Annotated in this window: 24 protein-coding genes; 13 read left to right on the top strand and 11 right to left on the bottom strand. The window is 36.9% G+C overall.

Translation table 11 applies throughout. The features are described 5' to 3' along the window. Positions 1-531: gliding motility protein GldB-related protein (locus AC22ZQ_RS03780; RefSeq protein WP_486756234.1), on the bottom strand; the 531-nt coding region annotated here is incomplete at its 3' end. A gap of 43 nt (positions 532-574) precedes the next feature. Between AC22ZQ_RS03780 and AC22ZQ_RS03775 the strand changes: the two genes are divergently transcribed. The 3 genes from AC22ZQ_RS03775 to AC22ZQ_RS03765 are packed head-to-tail and all read left to right on the top strand — an operon-like array spanning position 575 to position 2,413. Further along, positions 575-1,444, top strand: a complete 870-nt coding sequence (locus AC22ZQ_RS03775) for an outer membrane beta-barrel protein (protein WP_318957316.1) — start codon at positions 575-577, stop codon at positions 1,442-1,444. 18 nt (positions 1,445-1,462) lie between these two features. Continuing rightward, positions 1,463-2,248, top strand: a complete 786-nt coding sequence (gene nadE, locus AC22ZQ_RS03770) for an NAD(+) synthase (RefSeq protein WP_318957315.1) — start codon at positions 1,463-1,465, stop codon at positions 2,246-2,248. 24 nt (positions 2,249-2,272) lie between these two features. Then, a complete protein-coding gene (locus AC22ZQ_RS03765) occupies positions 2,273-2,413 on the top strand; it encodes a hypothetical protein (RefSeq protein ID WP_318957314.1) in 141 nt (46 codons plus the stop codon). Positions 2,414-3,051: 638 nt separating this feature from the next. On the opposite strand, the gene AC22ZQ_RS03760 is transcribed toward AC22ZQ_RS03765, so the two are convergent. Genes AC22ZQ_RS03760 through AC22ZQ_RS03745 form a run of 4 tightly spaced genes read right to left on the bottom strand, consistent with a single transcriptional unit; the run spans position 3,052 to position 6,644 of the window. Continuing rightward, positions 3,052-3,894, bottom strand: a complete 843-nt coding sequence (locus tag AC22ZQ_RS03760) for a 1,4-dihydroxy-2-naphthoyl-CoA synthase (protein ID WP_318957313.1) — start codon at positions 3,892-3,894, stop codon at positions 3,052-3,054. A 6-nt stretch (positions 3,895-3,900) separates the two neighbouring features. Next, a complete protein-coding gene (locus AC22ZQ_RS03755) occupies positions 3,901-4,092 on the bottom strand; it encodes a hypothetical protein (RefSeq protein ID WP_318957311.1) in 192 nt (63 codons plus the stop codon). A gap of 1 nt (position 4,093) precedes the next feature. Further along, the gene (locus AC22ZQ_RS03750; protein WP_318957309.1) at positions 4,094-4,657 is read right to left on the bottom strand and encodes a pentapeptide repeat-containing protein; all 564 of its coding nucleotides are present in this window, start codon (positions 4,655-4,657) and stop codon (positions 4,094-4,096) included. Position 4,658: 1 nt separating this feature from the next. Next, positions 4,659-6,644 carry a transglutaminase domain-containing protein gene (locus tag AC22ZQ_RS03745; protein ID WP_318957307.1) on the bottom strand — a complete coding sequence of 662 codons (1,986 nt, stop codon included), beginning with the start codon at positions 6,642-6,644 and terminating at the stop codon, positions 4,659-4,661. 289 nt (positions 6,645-6,933) lie between these two features. Here AC22ZQ_RS03745 and AC22ZQ_RS03740 point away from each other — a divergent pair, with 289 nt between their 5' ends. Beyond that, a complete protein-coding gene (locus tag AC22ZQ_RS03740; RefSeq protein ID WP_318957306.1) occupies positions 6,934-7,293 on the top strand; it encodes a single-stranded DNA-binding protein in 360 nt (119 codons plus the stop codon). 4 nt (positions 7,294-7,297) lie between these two features. Beyond that, positions 7,298-7,624, top strand: a complete 327-nt coding sequence (locus AC22ZQ_RS03735) for a single-stranded DNA-binding protein (RefSeq protein WP_318957304.1) — start codon at positions 7,298-7,300, stop codon at positions 7,622-7,624. A gap of 179 nt (positions 7,625-7,803) precedes the next feature. Here the strand turns inward: AC22ZQ_RS03735 and gldA are convergent, their stop codons facing one another. Continuing rightward, on the bottom strand, positions 7,804-8,706 hold the full coding sequence (gene gldA / locus AC22ZQ_RS03730) for a gliding motility-associated ABC transporter ATP-binding subunit GldA (RefSeq protein WP_318957302.1): 903 nt from the start codon (positions 8,704-8,706) through the stop codon (positions 7,804-7,806). A gap of 94 nt (positions 8,707-8,800) precedes the next feature. Between gldA and rsgA the strand changes: the two genes are divergently transcribed. From rsgA to AC22ZQ_RS03710, 4 genes are all read left to right on the top strand, one after another. Beyond that, a complete protein-coding gene (gene rsgA, locus AC22ZQ_RS03725) occupies positions 8,801-9,742 on the top strand; it encodes a ribosome small subunit-dependent GTPase A (RefSeq protein ID WP_318957300.1) in 942 nt (313 codons plus the stop codon). After that, on the top strand, positions 9,739-10,188 hold the full coding sequence (gene dtd, locus AC22ZQ_RS03720) for a D-aminoacyl-tRNA deacylase (RefSeq protein ID WP_318957298.1): 450 nt from the start codon (positions 9,739-9,741) through the stop codon (positions 10,186-10,188). Before rsgA ends, dtd begins: the two co-directional genes overlap by 4 nt. Then, complete coding sequence (locus tag AC22ZQ_RS03715; protein WP_318957297.1) at positions 10,188-10,511, top strand: nucleotide pyrophosphohydrolase; 324 nt, start codon at positions 10,188-10,190, stop codon at positions 10,509-10,511. The genes dtd and AC22ZQ_RS03715 overlap by 1 nt, the downstream gene beginning before the upstream one ends. Before the next feature lie 61 nt (positions 10,512-10,572). Then, positions 10,573-11,181 (top strand): DUF4920 domain-containing protein, encoded by a 609-nt coding sequence (locus AC22ZQ_RS03710; protein ID WP_318957296.1) that lies wholly within the window; start codon positions 10,573-10,575, stop codon positions 11,179-11,181. Between the two features lie 137 nt (positions 11,182-11,318). Here AC22ZQ_RS03710 and AC22ZQ_RS03705 read toward each other — a convergent pair whose 3' ends face one another. Beyond that, positions 11,319-13,097 carry an acyl-CoA dehydrogenase family protein gene (locus tag AC22ZQ_RS03705; protein WP_318957295.1) on the bottom strand — a complete coding sequence of 593 codons (1,779 nt, stop codon included), beginning with the start codon at positions 13,095-13,097 and terminating at the stop codon, positions 11,319-11,321. Positions 13,098-13,285: 188 nt separating this feature from the next. Here AC22ZQ_RS03705 and AC22ZQ_RS03700 point away from each other — a divergent pair, with 188 nt between their 5' ends. From AC22ZQ_RS03700 to AC22ZQ_RS03685, 4 genes are all read left to right on the top strand, one after another. After that, entirely contained in the window at positions 13,286-14,230 is a 945-nt protein-coding gene (locus AC22ZQ_RS03700) for a bifunctional riboflavin kinase/FAD synthetase (protein ID WP_318957294.1), read from the top strand. Next, the gene (locus tag AC22ZQ_RS03695) at positions 14,187-14,777 is read left to right on the top strand and encodes a leucine-rich repeat domain-containing protein (RefSeq protein WP_318957292.1); all 591 of its coding nucleotides are present in this window, start codon (positions 14,187-14,189) and stop codon (positions 14,775-14,777) included. Before AC22ZQ_RS03700 ends, AC22ZQ_RS03695 begins: the two co-directional genes overlap by 44 nt. Before the next feature lie 76 nt (positions 14,778-14,853). Then, entirely contained in the window at positions 14,854-15,489 is a 636-nt protein-coding gene (locus AC22ZQ_RS03690) for a CvpA family protein (protein ID WP_318957291.1), read from the top strand. Beyond that, positions 15,479-16,006 (top strand): hypothetical protein, encoded by a 528-nt coding sequence (locus tag AC22ZQ_RS03685; RefSeq protein ID WP_318957290.1) that lies wholly within the window; start codon positions 15,479-15,481, stop codon positions 16,004-16,006. Before AC22ZQ_RS03690 ends, AC22ZQ_RS03685 begins: the two co-directional genes overlap by 11 nt. A 240-nt stretch (positions 16,007-16,246) precedes the next feature. On the opposite strand, the gene AC22ZQ_RS03680 is transcribed toward AC22ZQ_RS03685, so the two are convergent. From AC22ZQ_RS03680 to AC22ZQ_RS03665, 4 genes are all read right to left on the bottom strand, one after another. Then, positions 16,247-16,579, bottom strand: a complete 333-nt coding sequence (locus AC22ZQ_RS03680; RefSeq protein WP_318957289.1) for a hypothetical protein — start codon at positions 16,577-16,579, stop codon at positions 16,247-16,249. A gap of 101 nt (positions 16,580-16,680) precedes the next feature. Then, a complete protein-coding gene (locus AC22ZQ_RS03675; protein ID WP_318957287.1) occupies positions 16,681-17,691 on the bottom strand; it encodes an NAD(P)/FAD-dependent oxidoreductase in 1,011 nt (336 codons plus the stop codon). A gap of 123 nt (positions 17,692-17,814) precedes the next feature. Continuing rightward, entirely contained in the window at positions 17,815-18,840 is a 1,026-nt protein-coding gene (locus AC22ZQ_RS03670) for an LIC11966 family surface protein (RefSeq protein ID WP_318957286.1), read from the bottom strand. After that, positions 18,837-20,179: S41 family peptidase (locus tag AC22ZQ_RS03665; protein WP_318957285.1), on the bottom strand; the 1,343-nt coding region annotated here is incomplete at its 5' end. The genes AC22ZQ_RS03665 and AC22ZQ_RS03670, both read right to left, overlap by 4 nt.

Below are 20,179 nucleotides of genomic sequence, written 5' to 3'. Positions count from 1 at the left end.
GTTTTTAATCATTTCGTTGTCTTCTCCTAAATAGAATTCTAGTCCAACAGAAATTGCACTGTCTGAAGCATGAACTTTAGCAAATAGATTATTCATCCATATCAGTTCTGTAGGAAGAGGAGCATCCGGGAAATGGTACTTTACGTGTTTAAAGCCTTCTTTGATTTTATTTTCAAGAAGCGGAATATCAAAAGCTTGCGCTTTCTCTTTTTCTAGTTTTTGAATGAATTCTTGTTGGTAGAAATAATAAAGCTTCTCTCCTATGGCTGTATCATTAGGTGTTTGATTCTGACCAATTTGACGGAGGTTGAAGCTCAATTCATATTGGTATAAATCTGTTAATTCTTGCGTAAGTTTTCGATGAATATCATTGAGTTCTTGGGCGGACTTACCACTTATTTGTTCATCTATGTTAAGGTAGTGAATATCTACTTGTTGATCCGAAACATCCACCTTTAATCTATCGCTTGTACAAGCAGTAGCAAGGCTTATAAAAAGAGCGGTACCCAGAATTTTGCTTTTGATTCTCATTAAAATTATGATTATTATTGCATATAACTAACTTGTCAAAAGTATGAAAAAGATATTTACCATTGCCGCCGTATTCTTGGGATTTTGCGCTATGTCACAAGAAGCTGAAGTAAAGAAATTACAAGCCGGTATTTCGTTAAGCGAAGGAATATTATTGAACCAATCAGAAACCAACCTTATTAGCTCGCCAGGCGTAGGAAATAACTTTGGAGTGGGTGTGAATGTGCATTACATGTTTGCGGATTACCTGTCATTTAGTTCAGGATTGATTTTCGATATTCAACAATTTAGATATACTGTAAACACGGGGGATAATGAGCCAGAGATGTTTTACATGTATAAGGATAGAACAATTTATCAGAGCAAGAATTTTATTGGTGAGGATGGAACCATAGATGGAAATACGAGTTATGATGGAATCTTTAGGTTGGATGAAAGACAGCATAAGCCTGTATTTTTAACCATTCCAACCATGTTGACCTTCAATACAAAATATTACGGTTATACACGTTACTTCGGTAGAGCAGGGGTTAGAAACAGTTTTGCTATTTCAAACCGTTCTAACGATACGGGAATGGAATATGAATTGAATCCTCAAGGAAAATTAATTCCTACAGGAGAAGATGTTATGACCAAAGAAGACATGGAACCACAAGACGAAATCAACTTTTATCAAGGAGCTTTAGGGTTATCAGGAGGAGTTGAATGGAAGTTTTCTGGTAACGTAAGTTTAGTGGGAGAATTGTCTTACTACCACGGATTTACACCAATGTTTAAAGGAGATGCAGTATTTGGTAGTGATGATAAAAACAAATCATTATTCAACCAAAATGAGGTTGACAATACATTAAGCTTTAGAAGTTTTGATGCAAAACAACGTCAGTTAATGTTGAAAGTAAGTATCTTATTTTAATCAAAGAAGGGAGAAGTTTTGGATAAGCAGAAGGTGGTAGATTATATCGTTCATTGGTTACAAGATTATGCCAATGGAGCGGGAGTGAAGGGATTTATTGTTGGAATTTCTGGAGGTATAGATTCTGCCTTAACTTCAACTTTATGTGCTTTAACGGAGTTGGATGTTTTATTGGTAAGTATGCCTATTCGTCAAACCAAGGCGGAGTACAGCAGGGCTATGGAACATATCAAAGATTTGGAAGCAAAGTTTGATAATGTTAGAAGCATAGATATAGAATTAACAGATAGTTTCGCCGCTATCGAAAAAGCTTTACCAAAACATGTCTTAGAGAACTTCTTAGCGATGGCCAATACACGAGCTAGGTTGCGCATGACAACCCTTTATGCATTGGGTCAAGCCGATGGTTTATTGGTAGCAGGAACAGGAAACAAAGTAGAAGACTTTGGAGTTGGTTTCTTTACTAAATACGGTGATGGAGGAGTAGATTTATCTCCAATTGCCGACCTGGTAAAAACAGAAGTATTTGATATAGCGAGAGAATTAGGCGTTGTTGATTCTATACTCGAAGCCAAGCCTACTGATGGTTTGTGGGAAGATGGAAGAAGCGACGAAGAACAAATCGGTGCGAGCTATCCCGAACTAGAATGGGCCATGGGCTATGAAGGTGATGGTTCTGAATTAGATGAACGTCATAAAGAAGTACTTGAAATTTATAACAAATTCCACAGGGCCAATTTGCACAAAATGAAACCCATACCGGTATGTGAAATACCCACAGATATTAAAGGTTCCTCGTTGTAGGAGCCTTTTTTATTACTACTAATTATGAAGAACTTAACCTCTGAAGAAATAAAGACCTTTAAAGACAAACTTCCGGATTTAAAGGAATTATTGGTAGATGATGAAGCACTTTTATCTAAAGGTTTCTACCACAAAGTAAGCATTAGTGTTTTTGACCATTGGTGAACTATTGAGGAATGTATTCCAATGATTTACGTTGATCATAATAAAACAGAATTAAAGCTGCGCAGAAATAAGTTTGAGTCCTTTATTAAGGCGTTAAGTGAACAATCTGAAGTTTATTCGTGGAGGTACAAAAGACATTATCGTTTACATTTTTATAGACTAGAGGATAGGTGTGAAATCTTGAAAAGATGCAAGTATGATGAAATGTCGTCTCTTACAGGCAATAGGTTTGGACTTGTTTTTCTTGATTTGGGAATTGTATACTTGGAAGGTTATGATTGGACAAGTCATCTTTATTACTTAGCGGAAAATCAACTTGACTTTTTGAGACAAAAAGCGGAACAATCAGGTTTGTTTATTTTATCCTGAATTATCCACGAGGTGAGTTTTCAATATAATCTGCCAGGGATATACGCGGATACCCCACAGGGACGAAAAGTATTGAAAGTTGGGGGAGGGAAAGCGACCTTAGAAGCTTTGCCTAGAACTTTACTTGAAAACTTTTAGGGGAGAGGAGTAGTAGCATTAGCCCGTTAAGGCAGCCGGCGGAAATTCTGAATTAAAAAATCAAAAAGATAAGAGCAAAAAAATCCCCAAGCGTGCACTTGAGGATTGTATGATATTCTAAAAACTCCTAGTTAAGGAATCCATTTAATTTTTCTAAAATCTGGTTTACGCTTTTCTAAGAATGCGTCTCTACCTTCTTTTGCTTCATCTGTCATGTAGGCTAAACGTGTAGCTTCACCGGCAAAAACTTGCTGTCCCACCATACCATCGTCTGTTAAGTTCATGGCAAACTTCAACATTTTGATAGAGGTAGGTGACTTGTCTAAAATTTCTTGTGCCCATTGGTAAGCAGTGTCTTCTAACTCATCGTGAGGGATTACGGCATTTACCATTCCCATTTCGAAAGCCTCTTGTGCAGAGTAGTTACGACCTAAGAAGAAGATCTCTCTGGCCTTCTTTTGTCCAACCATTTTCGCCAAGTAAGCAGAACCATAACCACCATCGAAAGAAGTTACATCGGCATCTGTTTGCTTGAAAATTGCGTGTTCTTTAGAAGCTAATGTTAAATCACACACCACGTGTAGTGAGTGACCACCACCAACAGCCCAACCGTTTACCACGGCGATAACCGCCTTAGGCATGAAACGAATTAAACGTTGCACTTCTAAGATGTTCAATCTATGGTAACCGTCTTCACCAACATAACCTTGGTGACCACGCGCTGCTTGATCTCCACCCGAACAGAAAGAGTATTTCCCATCTTTTGTAGAAGGTCCTTCTGAAGAAAGTAAAACTACCCCAATAGAAGTATCTTCGTGAGCATCTCTAAAAGCATCTAATAATTCGCTGGTAGTTTTAGGTCTAAACGCATTACGAACGTTTGGTCGATTAAAAGCGATACGTGCAACACCATTGAATTTTTTGTAGGTGATATCGTCGTATTCCTTAACGGTTTTCCAATTAATTTCTGACATAATATTCTAGTTTTCTTTGCTCTTCTTTAACATCACAATACCCAAAACTGTAGCCAAAGGTCCAACTACCATTTGCATGTAATCGAAAGCATCTAATGTTGCCTCTTTATCCATAATGCGGATGATTACCATGATTGTTAACAATACACCTGCAATAAGGTAAATGTAGGGTCTAAATTTATTTGGGTTTGCTGCCATTCTATTTGATTTTAATTTTGAGGTGAGCTACTAATCCGCTCAAACCTTCTTGGGCAAATATAGCGTGATTTAATTTGTTTCTTTCTGGATGTATGGTGAAATTGTAGGCACGAGAGAAATCTGCTTTATTTAGGGTTGTGTTCACAAACACCGCTCCATCTAAATTTGATCCTGAGAAATTCGCTTTTTCGAGTTTTGCCCCTGTAAATTCAACTCCTTGTAATGAAGAATCTAAAAAGTTGCAAGAAGGTAAATTGAGTTCTTGAAAATTGGAAAAATCAAGTTTACACCCTTTAAATGCAAGTTGTAATAAAAAGGGATTGGCGTATTCGAATTGTAGCCCCAACATCTTACAATTATTGAAGCGTACATTTTTAAAAGCGGTATTACCGATGATGGCATTGCTCATTTCGCAATCCATAAATTCGCAATCTAAAAAATCAACATTGGATAGGTTAACTTCTGAGAAGTTACACTGTTTAAACGTACAATTGTCGTACGTTTTAAAGGTTAATCCATCTTTTCTAAAATCTATGGTTTCGAAATATTCGTCTTCTGCCAGCATACTATTTTTCCGTGTCGTATTTTTTCTCCCAAGTTTCTACTTTTTTCTCAATCAATTTCATCAGGTCTTCTGTTCGCTCGTGATCTTTCTCCGTTAAATTAGAATTGAACTTGAATTTGTCTTCTTTAAGGTTTTCTTGTTCATCTGCTAATTGATGAATTTCTTTGGGTAAATAACTGTAGTTTTTAAGTGCTTTAATAACGTTAGTATTAAAGTTAAGCGAAGAGTTATTGAAGCGAACAGCTCTTTTAATTTCTTCGTACAATAGTGCATTCAAGAAAGTTTCATAACGGAAAGGGTAATCAATTTTACTTTGTGCCTTTAGTTCCCTGAATTCTAATTTTGCCTTTTTGGTAATCATTTCCATGGCTTTAATTAGCGTATATATTTCTCTGTCAATAAGTTCAGTTTCTACACTGTCGTTAATTAAGTTGAGCATATATGCTGTTTCGGCAATTGCGATACTATCAATTTCGTTGATGGTTGCACTGGTTGAGTAATTGTTGTAAGGAATTAAGCTTTGGTTTACCATTAGCGCACGGTTACTGTAACTTAAACTATAGATATAGCGCTTTACACATGTGTTTTTGCGGCGTGCATTTAGGGTATCCATAATCTCATCCATTTGAGAACGTAACACTGCAATAGAGTCCATCCAATGTTGAACAACGGTGGTGTCAAAACTGGCCATGGCTTCATAGTCTATTGCCTTTGGATAAGATTGTGCAATTTTGTTGATAAGCGTTGTGTATTTTTCGTTTTGCCCCTCTATTTTTTCTGAGTTATCCTTGATGTCATCAATGAAATCTTCATGTTTTTCAAGGAGCTTTTCTGTATTCTTAAAAAGATCTTTATTGTTAGACTGCGCAATTTTATATTCGTCCTTATCTATAGTTTTGTTTTTCTTGTAGTAGGCCTTTTCAAATTTCTTGTATGCTTTTAAGTACTCGCTTACCGTATCCGTTTTCGCTAATAAATCGGGATATTTAGAAGGTGTGATAGAATATGTAGTACCTCTCGCAACACGCTGTAAATCTTTTCGGGTAACGAGGTTTAAGTAATTGAAATAATTCAATAACTTAATTCCTGGGTTATAGGTATTAAAGGGCTGACCTTTTTCTCCATTGATGATGAGTTGATCTAAAAAGTTTTCTCGGATAAACGCGTTATTCGCTGTTGGATTAAATTTGTTATTGCTTTTTTGAGCAATTGATTTTTTTAAATTTTTCTCATTTTGGGTAAACTCCAATAAGGTAATTGGTTCATTGCGCAATTGCCAGATGGGGTAGGTGGGAAGATGAGATAATAAAAAGGTATCAGGATGAATCATGAAATAATCTGTAGTTGGCTGATAAACGAAACCAGTTTTATTGGTGTATTCATCTTTTTCTTCCCATGCTGCATATCTTTTTTCTTTGCGCTTTTCTCTTCTATCTAATACGCGTGTTTCTCTTTTTTCTGATTTGAAACTGTGCTGAATATATTTTCTTTCTCTAAAGTCTTTTTTTGGTATTCTTCCGATATAACCGGCATCCCAGGTTGGATCCGCTAAATGCCATTCTCCATTAATTCTGAAGGCAATCCAAGCATGTGATTCTTCGAATAAAGTATCACCTACAGACCAGTGTGAATCTTTGATGTATCCAGAAACGGTTTCGCTTTTAATGTTGATTTCTTGTAACATGGCACGCATGAGTTCTACATACCCTGAACAAATAGCTTCACGAGATTTTAAGGTGCTTGTGGGGTCAACACCTACCAACATTTTTCCACTTTCTAACTTATCATAGTCGTAGGCAATGTTGTGCGTAATCCAACTATAAACAGCTTCCACTTTTTCTAAGTCACCTTGCTTGTCTGCCGTAAGGTATTGCGTTAAAGCAGGAATTGATGTTCTAATTTTACGAGGAATACTATCCTTTTTACATGCCCAAGTAGAGAAAGTAAAGAAGAAGATCAGCGTTAGTGTCAATTGAATTTTTGTCATGTTTTTGCGAAAAAAATGATAGGCTTCAAAAATAGAAATAATCAAGAAGGAAAAAGGATGGTCCTTTAATTATTCTGGGTTGAATTTTTAGTAGCAACTGAAAATTCTTCTTTCTCTTAATTTCTAGTGTCGTAAACGTATTTACGCAATTACAAACGACTAATAATCGACTACAATTATTTATTAACCGAATCTAGATAAGAATCTTATAAATCTTTGTGGTGTCGATGTGATTGAAGGATCAACGCAAGACAAAACTTAACAAATTATTTACTAAAACTTTTCAATCATGAACAATTTAAGAAACAGTGTAAAATTAATCGGAAGATTAGGAGTTGACCCAGAGATGCGTGAATTCAAAGAAGGAAGAAAAATGGCAAAGTTTACTATCGCGACCAACGAAAATTACCGCAATAAAAGTGGTGAATGGGTAACGAATACAACATGGCACAGGGTGGTTGCCTGGGGAGGTTCAGCGAGTCTTTGCGAAGGTAGATTACTTAAAGGAGTAGAAATAGCGCTCGAAGGTAAGTTGGTGAACAATGATTACACCGATAAGAATGGAGAGAAACACTACAACACACAAGTAGAATTACAGAGTTTTGTTGTGTTGAAGGATAATAAAGAAAATCAAACCCCTAAAAATTAAGAAGATGGAACTTCAAAACATCAACCACGTGAATCTGATTGGACAGATTTCGAATGAACCTAGATTTTCTGAGGAAAATGGAAGGATTAAAGCAACTTTTAGCTTAAGGACTAACGAGCCGTATCTCGATGAAGAGGGCAAAACTTTGAGGATGAGTAATTGGCATAATATAGTGGCTACAGGAAGGCTAGCACGCTTGATTCAAGAGCTCGGTTACAAGAGTAGACCGCTTGGTGTTCAAGGGCGAATGGTGTCTCGTTTTTACAAAAACAAAAAAGGTATTCGACAAGCTATTATAGCCGTAGAAGCAAGTGACTTGACGATTATTTAAACTCATTTCTAATCAATCGAAAAAAAACCAGAAGGTGTTCTTCTGGTTTTTTTTGACTTTTTTCCAACGGTACGTAAAATGGTTCCGTTGTGTTAGTCGTGAAGACAATTGGTGGAGACCAGTTGTAATCATGAGTTTATTTTTAGTATAGCGTTAACATGGAGATGTTAGCGCTTTTTTTATTTAGTGAGGGCTTTAAATACCTCTTCTAAACTCTTTTCTTCAACTTTCATCGTAAGAATGAGTAATTCATTCTTTTGGGCAAAAGAAGCAATATTTTTTCTTAAGTCATTTTGTTTATTCCCACTTAAAAGAAAGGCTGAATTACTAATTTTTTCAACACGAGAAACATTTTCTATTGTCTTCAATTGATTGCGAGAAATATCACCTTCAAATTCAACATATATTACAACTTCCTCTGTTTGGTTTTGTAGTTCGGCAGCGGTATTGTTTGCTACCAGATCTCCATTTTTAATGATGATTACTTTATCACAAATGGCTTCAACCTCTTGCATAATGTGCGTAGAAAGCATTACCGTTTTTTCCTCTCCAATTTTTTTGATTAATGCTCTAATATCAACCAATTGGTTCGGATCTAAACCAGATGTGGGTTCATCTAAGATTAAAACTTCTGGATCATGAATAATAGCTTGAGCTAATCCAACACGTTGTCTATATCCTTTAGATAAAGCTCCAATTCTTTTGTGTTGTTCTTTTTCGAGTCCAACTTTTTGTATCATTTCAGCTACGCGCTCCTTTACATTTTTGACTTTGTAGATTTTGGCCACAAAACTCAAATATTCCTTTACGTACATGTCGAGGTACAAAGGGTTATGTTCTGGAAGGTATCCAATCTTTTTACGTATTTCTATGGGGTGTTCATTTACATCTAAACCACAAACTTCTACGTGACCTTCGCTCGCTGGAATAAATCCTGTTATGATTTTCATAGTGGTAGATTTACCCGCTCCGTTAGGACCTAAGAACCCAAGGATTTCTCCTTTTTTTGCTTGGAATGAAATATTGTTAACAGCGGTTTGCTGTCCGTAATACTTTGTAAGATGTTTTACCGTAATCGACATAATTTACGCGTTTGGGAACGAAGATAAGGTTTCAAGGCAATCTAAACCATTCAACTTTACTATTTTTACAACACATTAACGTTAATTAGACAATTTGATAGGGAAAGTATTAAAATCTACCGGGAAGCTTTATAGTGTGTTGCATGAAGACACTTTGTATTCGTGTAGAATAAGAGGTAAGATTAGGTTGCAAGGTTTAAAAACAACCAACCCTGTTGCAGTGGGCGATGAGGTGGAATTTGATGTGAGCGATAAGGAGCTCAATCAAGGAGTGATTAAGGATGTAATGCCTCGTCATAATTATATTGTTCGTAAATCCATCAACCTTTCGAAACAGAAGCATATTCTTGCATCGAATGTTGACAGAGCATATTTGTTAGTGACTTTGGTAGCACCTGAAACGCATTTGGCTTTCATAGACAGGTTTTTGGTTTCTGCAGAATCTTTTCGAATTCCGGTTACCCTGTTATTTAACAAAATGGATATGTACTTTGAGGAGCACTTGCCTTTGGTGGATGCCATGATAGAGAAGTACGAGAAAATAGGATATACCTGTCAAAAAATCTCAGCGCTTAAAGAGGATAATGTTCAGTTTTTACGCGATGAGATTGCGGGTAAACAAGTTATGATTGCTGGACATTCTGGAGTAGGGAAAAGTACTTTGGTAAATGCATTAGATGATAATTTAGATATAAAGACCAATGAAATTAGTGCTACTCACCTTCAGGGTCAACACACAACCACTTTCGCAGAAATGCACCCATTGAAATCGGGAGGTTTTATCATCGATACACCAGGTATTCGTGCCTTTGGAATAGTTGAACTAGAAAAGGAACATATTTCTCATTATTTTCCAGAGATGAGAGAGCGATTGAATCATTGTAAATTCAACAACTGCTTGCATCAAAATGAACCTCAATGTGCCGTAAAGGAAGCTGTTGAAAATGGTGAGATTGCAGAATCAAGATATATCAATTACTTAAGTTTAATTAACGACGACGAAGACGATCATTTTAGAAAAAGCATTTTTGGATGAGGTTAGTAATTCAACGTGTTTCCAATGCAAAGGTTGAGGTTAACCAACAAGTAATTGGGGAAATAGGTCAGGGACTTTTGGTGTTGATTGGAATTGAGGATGCGGACACCATGGAAGATTTATCGTGGTGTGTGAAGAAATTAATAGGTATGCGTATTTTCTCTGACGAAGACGGGAAGATGAATTTATCGATAAAGGAAGTCGACGGTGGAGTCTTGGCCATTAGTCAGTTTACTCTTCATGCTTCTACAAAAAAGGGAAATAGACCGAGTTTCATTAAAGCTGGAAAACCTGACTTTGCTCAAAAGATGTATCAGGAATTTATACGTTTATTGAATTTAGAAATAGATCAAGTGGAACAAGGTGAATTTGGAGCCAATATGCAGGTTAGCTTGTGTAATGATGGACCAGTTACTATTACCATGGATTCTAAAAATAAAGAGTAATGGAAATTAAAAAATACCAGGAAGAAGTCGATACTTGGATCAAGGATATAGGGGTAAGGTACTTTGATGAGTTAACCAATACGGCCATGTTGATGGAAGAAGTAGGAGAGGTTGCTCGAATTATGGCCAGAAGGTATGGAGAACAAAGTGAGAAGGAGAGTGATAAAGGAAAAGACCTTGGAGACGAGTTAGCAGATGTTCTTTTCGTATTGACTTGTATTGCAAATCAAACAGGTGTTGATTTGACTGAAGCAATAGCTAAGAATATGGAAAAGAAAACGATACGCGACAAAGACAGACATAAAAACAATAGTAAATTATAGGGTAGAACTGTTAAGTTTTCGGCACAGTTTTCTATATTTGTTAACCGATACAAAAAAGATTATGAAAAAAGTACTTATGGCTTTCACAGCTGCTGCATTATTGGCATCATGTGGAAACAACGCAGAAGAAACTACTACTCCAGCAGAAGGAGTTGAAAACCACGAAGGACACGAGAACCATGAAGGTGAAGATCACACAGGTCACGAGCACTCTGAAATGGACGAAAACAAAACTGAGTTTGGAGCGGTTGCTGTAAACAAAGAAGAAGCAATTTCTACAGAGGAGTTGTTAACTCAGTTCGAAGGACAAACAGAAATGGCTGCAACTTTCAAAGGAGAGTTAACAGGAGTTTGTACTAAAATGGGATGTTGGGTAAAAGTTAAGCACCCAGCTGAAGGAGAAGATTTCATGGTACGTTTTGTAGACCACTTTACAATTCCTACAACTACGGAAATGGGAACTATAGCTTACTTAACTGGAACTGCAAAACAAGACACAACTTCTGTTGATGATCAAATTCACTTGTTAGAAGATGGTGGAATGTCTCACGACGAAGCTGCTGCTCAAGTAACGGGTCCAAAATACGGAATGACTTTTTACGCAGATGGAATTGCTTTAGAAGCTGCAACTGCTGAAGAAGCTCCAGCAACGGAAACTGAAACAATGTAAGAGTATACATCTCTATAAAATTGAAAAGGCTATCTCGTTTGAGGTAGCCTTTTTTATTTTCTGTTCTTAGAAATCGCGCAAAAAAAACAGCCACCCTAATTGGTAGCTGTTTTATGATTTCCCACTATCCGTTCAGATTAAAGAGGGTATGCATTTTTCTCTATCGCTGTTTGGGCGATTAATTGTCTTGCTTCTTTTGCATTGAAAGGATCCACTTTAGTAAATCGTTTTAATCCGACCAACATCATTCTTCCTTCGTCTCCTTCGGCGAAACTGTTTATGGCATCTTTACCGAATTTATTGATAGCATCTGCAGCATCGTAGAAATATGTTTTTGCAATGGCGATTTCATTGGCAGAAGCTTCTTCACCATCTTTTGCAATTTTCTTCTGTACGCGCAACATAACACTTTCAGCTTGGTAAACTGCGATGGCAATGTCTGCGATGTTCATCAATACTTCTTGTTCTTTAGATAAAGTCTGCATCAATTTTTGAACGGCAGAACCAGCAACCATCAACAATACTTTTTTGAAGTTTTTTAGGTATCCTTCTTCTTTTCCTAATGGACCCTCTGGTGTATCTCCAAAATCAGGAATACTCATTAATTCTCCGGCCACCGCCTGTGCTGGTCCCATTAAATCTAGTTCTCCTTTTAAAGCTTTTTTCAATATCATATCTACCGTTAGCATACGGTTGATTTCGTTGGTTCCTTCAAATATTCTATTGATACGTGCGTCTCTGTAGGCTCTTTCTACTGGAGACTCTGCTGAGTATCCCATTCCACCGTAAATTTGCACGGCCTCGTCGGTCACATAATCTAAACATTCCGATCCTGCGACCTTTAACATGGCACATTCAGCTGCAAACTGTTCTATTCCTTTTAAGGTGGCCTGACCTTTATCCATACCACCCGCCACTAAATCTGCAATGGCATCATCAATGTTTTGTCCGGCTCTATACATAGCACTTTCTAAAACATAGGTCTTGATGATTTGCTCTGCGATTTTATGGCGAATTGCTCCATATTTAGAAATCGGTCTACCAAACTGCTCTCTTTCATTGGCGTATGTGATAGAATCTGTAGAAGACTGCTTCGATCCTCCTAAAACTCCCGCTGCCAATTTAATTCTACCTATGTTCAAAATGTTTAGCGCTATTTTGAATCCATTTTCTCTTTCAGAAAGTAAATTCTCTACAGGTACTTTTACATCATTAAAGAATACTTGACGTGTAGAAGAACCTTTGATACCCATTTTCTTCTCTTCAGGATTTAATGTAATTCCTTCTGAGTTACCTTCTACCAAGAAGGCTGTCAATTTTTTATCGTCGTCTATTTTCGCAAAAACAGTGAAGAAGTCAGCAAAACCACCGTTGGTAATCCACATTTTTTGTCCGTTTAAAATGTAGTGTTTACCGTCTTCTGATAATACCGCTTTCGTTTTACCTGAGTTCGCATCTGACCCTGAACTCGGTTCTGTTAAACAGTACGCGGCTTTCCATTCTCCAGAGGCTAATTTTGGTATGTATTTTTGTTTTTGCTCTTCGTTACCGTAGTAAAGTAAAGGAAGGGTTCCAATTCCTGTATGTGCTCCAAATGCCACAGAGAACGAATGACCTTTACCAAGGTATTCTGTGGCCAATAAAGAGGTTTTAAAATCTACTCCCATTCCAGATAAATCTGTAGGTACAGACATCCCCAATAATCCAAGTTCACCGGCCTTGTTTAAGATGTCAACCATAAGACCCTCTTCCATTTTATCTATCCTATCTAAATTCGGAGTAACATGTTGAGCAATGAAATCATCACACAAACTGGCAATCATTTGTTGCTCCTCTGTCCATTCTTCAGGTGTGAAAATTTCTTCGGGTTTGGTATCGCGGATGATGAATTCTCCGCCTTTAATAGTGTTTGACATTGGGTTATAATTTTATTTAAAGTTCTATAAATTAGTTTTAATACTCGTTCTGAGTCAGCTAAATATAATAAAGAATTATATACTATGCAAGCATATAATAATAAGCTAAGACATTATTAATAAAAATACACAATTATCATCATACAGGGCAACGAAAAACTGTATATTTGAAGCAAATTGAAGCGAGCGTGAGGATAATTAAAGGATTCGAAAATTTTGAGCAAATTCCTAACCCTGTTATAACCATAGGTACATTTGACGGTGTGCATATTGGTCACCAGAAAATTATTCAGCAATTGAATGAGGAGGCAAAGAAAATAGGAGGAGAATCTGTGCTTTTTACTTTTTATCCCCATCCTCGCATGGTACTCTTTCCAGACTCTCACGGTATAAAGCTTATTCAAACCCAAATTGAAAAGTTAAACAAGCTTAAGGAAGTAGGATTACAGAACGTTGTTGTTTTTCCTTTTACTAAAGAGTTTTCTCGTTTAACAGCAACAGAATTCGTGCGCGATTATTTGGTCGCTAAACTACAGGCCAAGATGATGGTGATTGGATATGATCATCAATTTGGTAAGAACAGAGAGGGAACATTAGAACTCTTAAAGGATTTGGCACCTATTTATGATTTTGATGTAAGGGAAATAGCTGCTCAGGATATAGAAGAAGTTAACGTAAGTAGTACCAAAATTAGGCGTGCCTTATTAGAAGGAGATATTTACACAGCCAATAAATTTCTGGGAGCACCGTTTACACTTTCAGGAAAGGTGATTAGAGGGAATGAAATAGGAAGGTCTATTAATTACCCAACAGCAAATCTGGATGTGGATGGAAGTATGAAGTTGATACCTGCACAAGGTGTCTACGCTGTAAAAGTTACGCTAGAAAGTGGTAGTGATTTTTATGGTATGCTAAACATTGGTACTCGACCTACTGTGGATAATGAAAATCATCTTTCTGTTGAGGTTCATATTTTAGATTTTAAAGGTGATTTGTACGGACAAGAATTGAAATTAACTTTCTTGAAACGTATACGAAACGAAGAGAAGTTTGAATCTTTGGATGCATTAAAAAAACAAATAGAAAAGGATGAGGTTTTGGTTAGGCATACTATTCTTGAGCATAATTACTAGTCTAAACGCACAGTTTGATCAAGCAAAAGAAAATTATCAATTCATCTCGTGGGAAGAAGCCTTAAGTGCGCATCCAGATACAGTTTATGCCATCGATTTTTCTAAATCTAAACTAGATAGTTTACCCTCAGAACTTCAAAGGTTTAAAAACCTTAAAGCACTTGATCTTAGTAAAAATAAGTTGACCCAACTTCCTGTATTTTTTAAAGAGTTTAAGACCTTAGAGTTGTTGGATCTTTTTAAAAATGATTTTACAATTTGTCCGCCAGTAATAAACTTATTGGAAGAACTTAAATATTTGAGTTTGGCGAAAAACAGCTTGGATTATTTAAATCCTGGAATTTGTTCTTTGCAGCATTTAACAGTGTTGGATTTGTACGATTGTATGCTTACCACACTGCCTGAAGAGTTTGCTAAATTTAATGGTCGGTTGACATATGTAGATTTGCGCGGACAAACTTTTAACAAGCAATTTGTAGAAAAATGGACCTCTTTATTGAAAGATGTAGAGGTGAAATTTGATCCACCTTGCAACTGCAAGAACTAGGTAATCCCTAGTCTGCTGTTAGCAACTACCTTGATTGAAGGTAAATTAAATACATATCCCTTATACTTTTATGGTCATGAATACCATAGATATACTTCTCCTTGTGCCCTTGGCTTATGCAGCTTGGAAGGGATTTAAAAAAGGTCTCATTGTAGAGTTATTCACGTTGTTGGCTTTACTTGTAGGGATTTACGCGGGAATACATTTTTCTGATTTTACAGCAGAGAAAATCAACGGAAGTATAGAGATGGAAGATAAATACTTACCTGTAGTTGCTTTTACACTTACTTTTTTAGTGGTGGGAGCTCTGATTTATTTTGCAGGAAGAATGCTTGAAAAAATGGTAGAGTTGGTGAACTTATCTCCCGTGAACAAGCTTTTAGGAGTATTACTTTCTCTTATAAAAATGGTATACACTTTGAGTATACTAATCATACTGGTTGAAACTTACGACGAACGAGGGAATTTTGTTCCAAGGGAACAAAAGGAAGAATCAAAGTTCTACGAACCGATGAAGCAAGTGGCATTAGTTACCATACCGGCAGTAGAAGACAGCAGAATTTGGCTAAAGAACAATGTAGAGGAGAAAAAGTCTGTTTTAGAAGAATTTAACGATACGGTGAACGACGCGTTGGATTTAAAAGAAAAGGCAGATTCTTTAGGGGTGAGTATAGATGAGTTGAAGGATAAATTAAAGCGGGATGAAGAATAGTTTATTATTGTTGTTTCTGTTGAGTACAATGAGCTTGACCTTCGGTCAGGATAGGAAATTGTTTGAGCAAAAAAACAAGAAACCTTTGCTCTCTGTTCGTAAATCTGGACCTTACATAGGAATTCAACAAGGTCGCTACAGACATTTGGAATTAGGTGCAGAAATGCAATTTAAACAGGTGAAATTAGTCAAACCAAAGACGCATGGCGTGAACATGGGGTTTGATTACAATTTTAAGGAAAACGTCTTGGGTTATTCTGCAGGCTATTGGTTTAAAAAGGGGAGGTTGAATTTGACCTATGGTGGAAGTATTGCTCTCCGAAGTAATTTTGATGAAACACGTTTTGGTATTGGTCCGGCAATAGGTTATAAGTTTTTACCCTTGCATTTACAGACGGGGTATATGTTTTTAACCCGATCGGATAGTTTTACGAATACCAATCAATTGTATATTTCTTTGCGTTTTGTATTGATTAACGATAGAGATTTTAATTGGAGGAAGCGTAAGAAGAATTAATCCTGCCCGTGGTTGTAGCGGCAGCCCGGAGGGTGTTGGATGTTTGAAAAGCAAGCAAGGAAAGCGACCCCCGTGAAGCTTGGTTTGCGCCGACTTTGAAACAACCAACAACTAAGGACTATAGCGGAAAACGCGATAAGGCAGCCAAATTCATTTCAAAATTTAAAAGCCACAATTCAAAATTGTTGGTGTGCTTTGAAGTATATAGATTATCTAGAATCTCTATGTCTATTAGATAAGTTATTCATCTTCTTTCATCGCTTCGGCGTATTTTTCGTTGAACTCTTCTTCCCAGTTTGGACCTAATAAAAGCATTAATCTTTTGCGAACAGCCTTGTTGTGTTCTTGGATTTCTTCCATTTGTCCGGGACGAAGTACGCACCCTGCAACATATCTATAATTAAAGCCCATGCTGTTGGCAATACTATCTTTGATGTGGAATTGATGGACAGCTGGCAAACCAAAATTGTAAAAGGTTAAACTGTCGTCATAAGGTTCGTTGTTCTGACCGAAACTTACCTGTGTATAGAAGAACAGTAATAGGGCTATAATAAGTTGAGCAATTATTTTCATATGCGGTGTTTTCTAACGGTACACCTGAGTTGGGATTAGGTTCAAAAAAAAGTCGACCCAAAATGAGTCGACTTTAGTTTTATTAACAAGTATACAAGTTTTTAGAATCCTTGAACTCCGTTTACTGTAGTATACTTTAATACATTCTTCTTGTCTGGGTGGATACGTGCAAATGCCGATTGTAAAGCGATTGTACCTTCGTGGAAACCACATAAGATCAATTTCAATTTACCTTCGTAAGTGTTCACGTCACCGATAGCGTAAATACCTTCAATGTTTGTAGAGTAATCTCTTGTGTCTACTTTGATGGCATTCTTTTCTATTTCTAATCCCCAATCAGCGATAGGTCCTAAAGATGGTTTTAAACCGAATAATGGAATGAAGTGATCTGTATCCATTTTGATTTCACCTTCAGTTTTGTGCTTGATGGTAACATTTTCAACCTTACCATCACCTTCTAAACCTACAACTTCAGCTTCAGTAATCAATTTGATTTTACCTTGTTCAGCCAAGTCCATAACTTTTTGAACTGAATCTAAGTGACCTCTGAAAGAACTTCTACGGTGAACTAAAGCAACTTCTGAAGCAATGTTTTTTTCAGCCAAGAAGATAGACCAGTCTAATGCTGAATCTCCTCCACCTGCAATAACACAACGTTTACCTCTGTAGAATTCAGGATCTTTAATGATGTATTCAACTCCTTTGTCTTCGTAATCTGCCAAGTTTTCTACTGGTGGTTTACGTGGTTCGAATACTCCTAAACCTCCTGCTATCATTACGATAGGAGCGTGGTGTTGTGTACCTTTAGAAGTCGTTACAATGAAAGAACCATCTTCTTGCTTTTCAATTTTCTCAGCTGCCTCACCTAGTGTAAATCCAGGTTTAAAAGGAGCTGCTTGTTCCATCAAGTTGTCTACTAAATCTCCCGCTAATACCGATGGAAATCCTGGGATGTCGTAAATCGGTTTTTTAGGGTAAATCTCAGAACACTGTCCACCTGCTTGTGGCAATGAATCTATTAAGTGACATTTTAACTTTAAAAGTCCTGCTTCGAAGATGGCAAAAAGTCCAACTGGACCTGCACCTATAATAATTATATCCGTTTTAATCATTGTACTAAAGTCTGATTCAATCCCCAAAATTAATCATCTTTTTAAGAATTAGTATGAAAAAGGGGAATGGGCAATTAAAATGACCATTTCTAGTTATACCTACGCCAAATTTATGGGTTTAGATTACGCGTGATTGGAGAAGAACTTATCTACACTTTTGTTCCAGTTTTTCAAGGTATCTCCTCTTCTATCATTCGCGGCATCATTTACACCATTGAATTCACCCACAGCTTCGTTGTATGCCTTAACTGCATCATTGTATTTGTCAACTATCTTCTGTGTTCTGTCTTTCTTTTTTGTGTTTTCAAAAGTCTCCTTTGCTTTGTTCATGTTGTCTTGTGACAAGTAGAAGTTCAACATGGTAGGGAAAGTGTTTTCAGCTTCATCTAAGTAAAACTCTAAAGCTTCTTTACACGCAGAAATTAATGTTTTGTCACCATCAAAAGCTTCTAATGCAGCTAATTTTTCAAGTCCTGCTTCGGCATCAGATTTTAAGGTGTTAATATTTTGCTCCATAGCCATTACATCTTGTCTACTTTGCGCCTCCATAACATAAGCCTCTTGTTTGTAGCACTTGAAGAAAATTAAATAAATTTCATTGTAGTAAGTAAGGGCTTTGCCCGCTTTTTTAATTTTTTCAGTAGTCTTATCGTCTTCCGCATCAATCAATGTTATGTTGTGAGCTTCTGCAAAGGTTCTTTGCGCTGCATCTAGCTCATCACCTGCCTGTTGTAATTTATCATTGGCTTTTTCTTTGGCCAACAAATACGCTTCCATTAAGTCATAAGATTGCTCAGCAATGTCTTCCATGTCCAAGATTTTACCGAAATCTTCTTCTAATACAGTAATACTCATTCCTAAGTACTCTTCTGCTTCAGCACGGAAAGCATCGTCTCCCTCGAAATCAGAAATCTTAGCTACTTGACGTTTCGCATTTTTTAATCCTGTGATTAACTCTAAACGTTTGTTTTCAACTTTACGCGCACCTTTACCTTTGGTAATGGCTTTCATGTATTTCCACGTTTCTGTTTTTAATTCAGCGATAGGTTCAAGAATACTGTTCATGTATTCAACTGAAGATTGACTGTAGCTTGTAAAAGCAAAGAGCATTGCACAAGAAAGTGTACAAAGCATTTTTAGATGTTTCATTTGTTTTGTGTTTGATTTATAAGATCTATAAGTATTTGATACGCTTCGTTGATGAAGATATCATCTTTAATTCCTTCTAATGAATTGGCAATAATTTCATCTGCCTTAGCAGTGTAGAGATTGTCTTTAAAATAATTGGGCCTGTCTGCCGTGTAAACAACTTTTACGGTGTCTCCTTCCCATGTATCATCGGAGTAATAGTAGTGCACAAAATCCTCGTAATTACAAGAAATAGTAAGTCCTTTAAAGCGTTGTTGAACTTTTTGATTATAGTGTTGGACTTGTATGAAATTGCTGTCTCTTGCAATGCGTTCGCTACTCAGGGCCTGAAGGGATGAGCTCTCGATAGGTGTACCGGGGTAGTAGTACGTCTTTTTGGAAATGGTATCAAAATAAAGTGAATTCGAATTGTGCTTTTCACTAATAGGAATGTTTTGGAAAGGGTGGGGGATTACAACATCTGGCACCACGCCTTTGTTTTGATGTGTGTTTCCATCGATGCGGTAAAATGCTCCTGTAGTAACCTTCACAAAATGATTTTCCAAATATTCACCGCTTCTCTCAAGAGGGAGGATATTTTGCATGGTTGATTTACCGAAGCTCGTGCATCCTACAACTACCCCGCGGTTTTGATCTTGCATTGCTGCAGCAAACAATTCTGAAGCCGAGGCACTGAATTGGTTAATCATAATCACCAAAGGTTTTTCAAAAATATAACCTCTGCTCGGATCTTTTAAAGTATATCTTTCATCGGCTCTTTCGTCAATAATGGTGACACCTCCAAAATTGATAAAGCTACCCACTAATCGAATGGCTTCGAGTAATGATCCTCCACCATTGTCTCTTAAATCGAGAACTAATCCTTCAATACCCTCGCGTTTTAACTGCAATAATTCTTTGGCTAAATCATTGGCACAACCGTTGGGTAAAAAATAAAAATCGTCATTGGTGTAGAAGGAGGGAAGGTAGATGTATCCAATTTTTTCTTCACCATCAAGTATATAGGAAGAAATGATGTTGTCACTGACTTGTATATCCCCCTTTTCGAGTTCAACTTCTATGGTTTCTCCATTTGTTTTCTTAAACGTGAATTTTGTTTTTTTCTCAGCGGAAAAAGATTGTAACATTTCGGCCAGGGAGCTAAGAGAAGTGCATTCAAAATTCTCATTTTCCTTGCCTTCATGTTCTAATTTTAGAAGGATATCCCCTTCGTGAAGTTGATTGCTTTTCCATGCAGGACTCCCAGGTGCAACACTGGCTATACTTATCTCTTGAGATTTCGTTTTTCTAAATTCTATTCCGTAAGATAATTTTTCATCACTTAAATGCTCTTCGAAAC

The organism is Lishizhenia sp. (genome assembly GCF_057456495.1).
The sequence above is the reverse complement of the archived record's forward strand: the minus strand, read 5'-3'. Positions and strand labels throughout refer to the sequence as shown.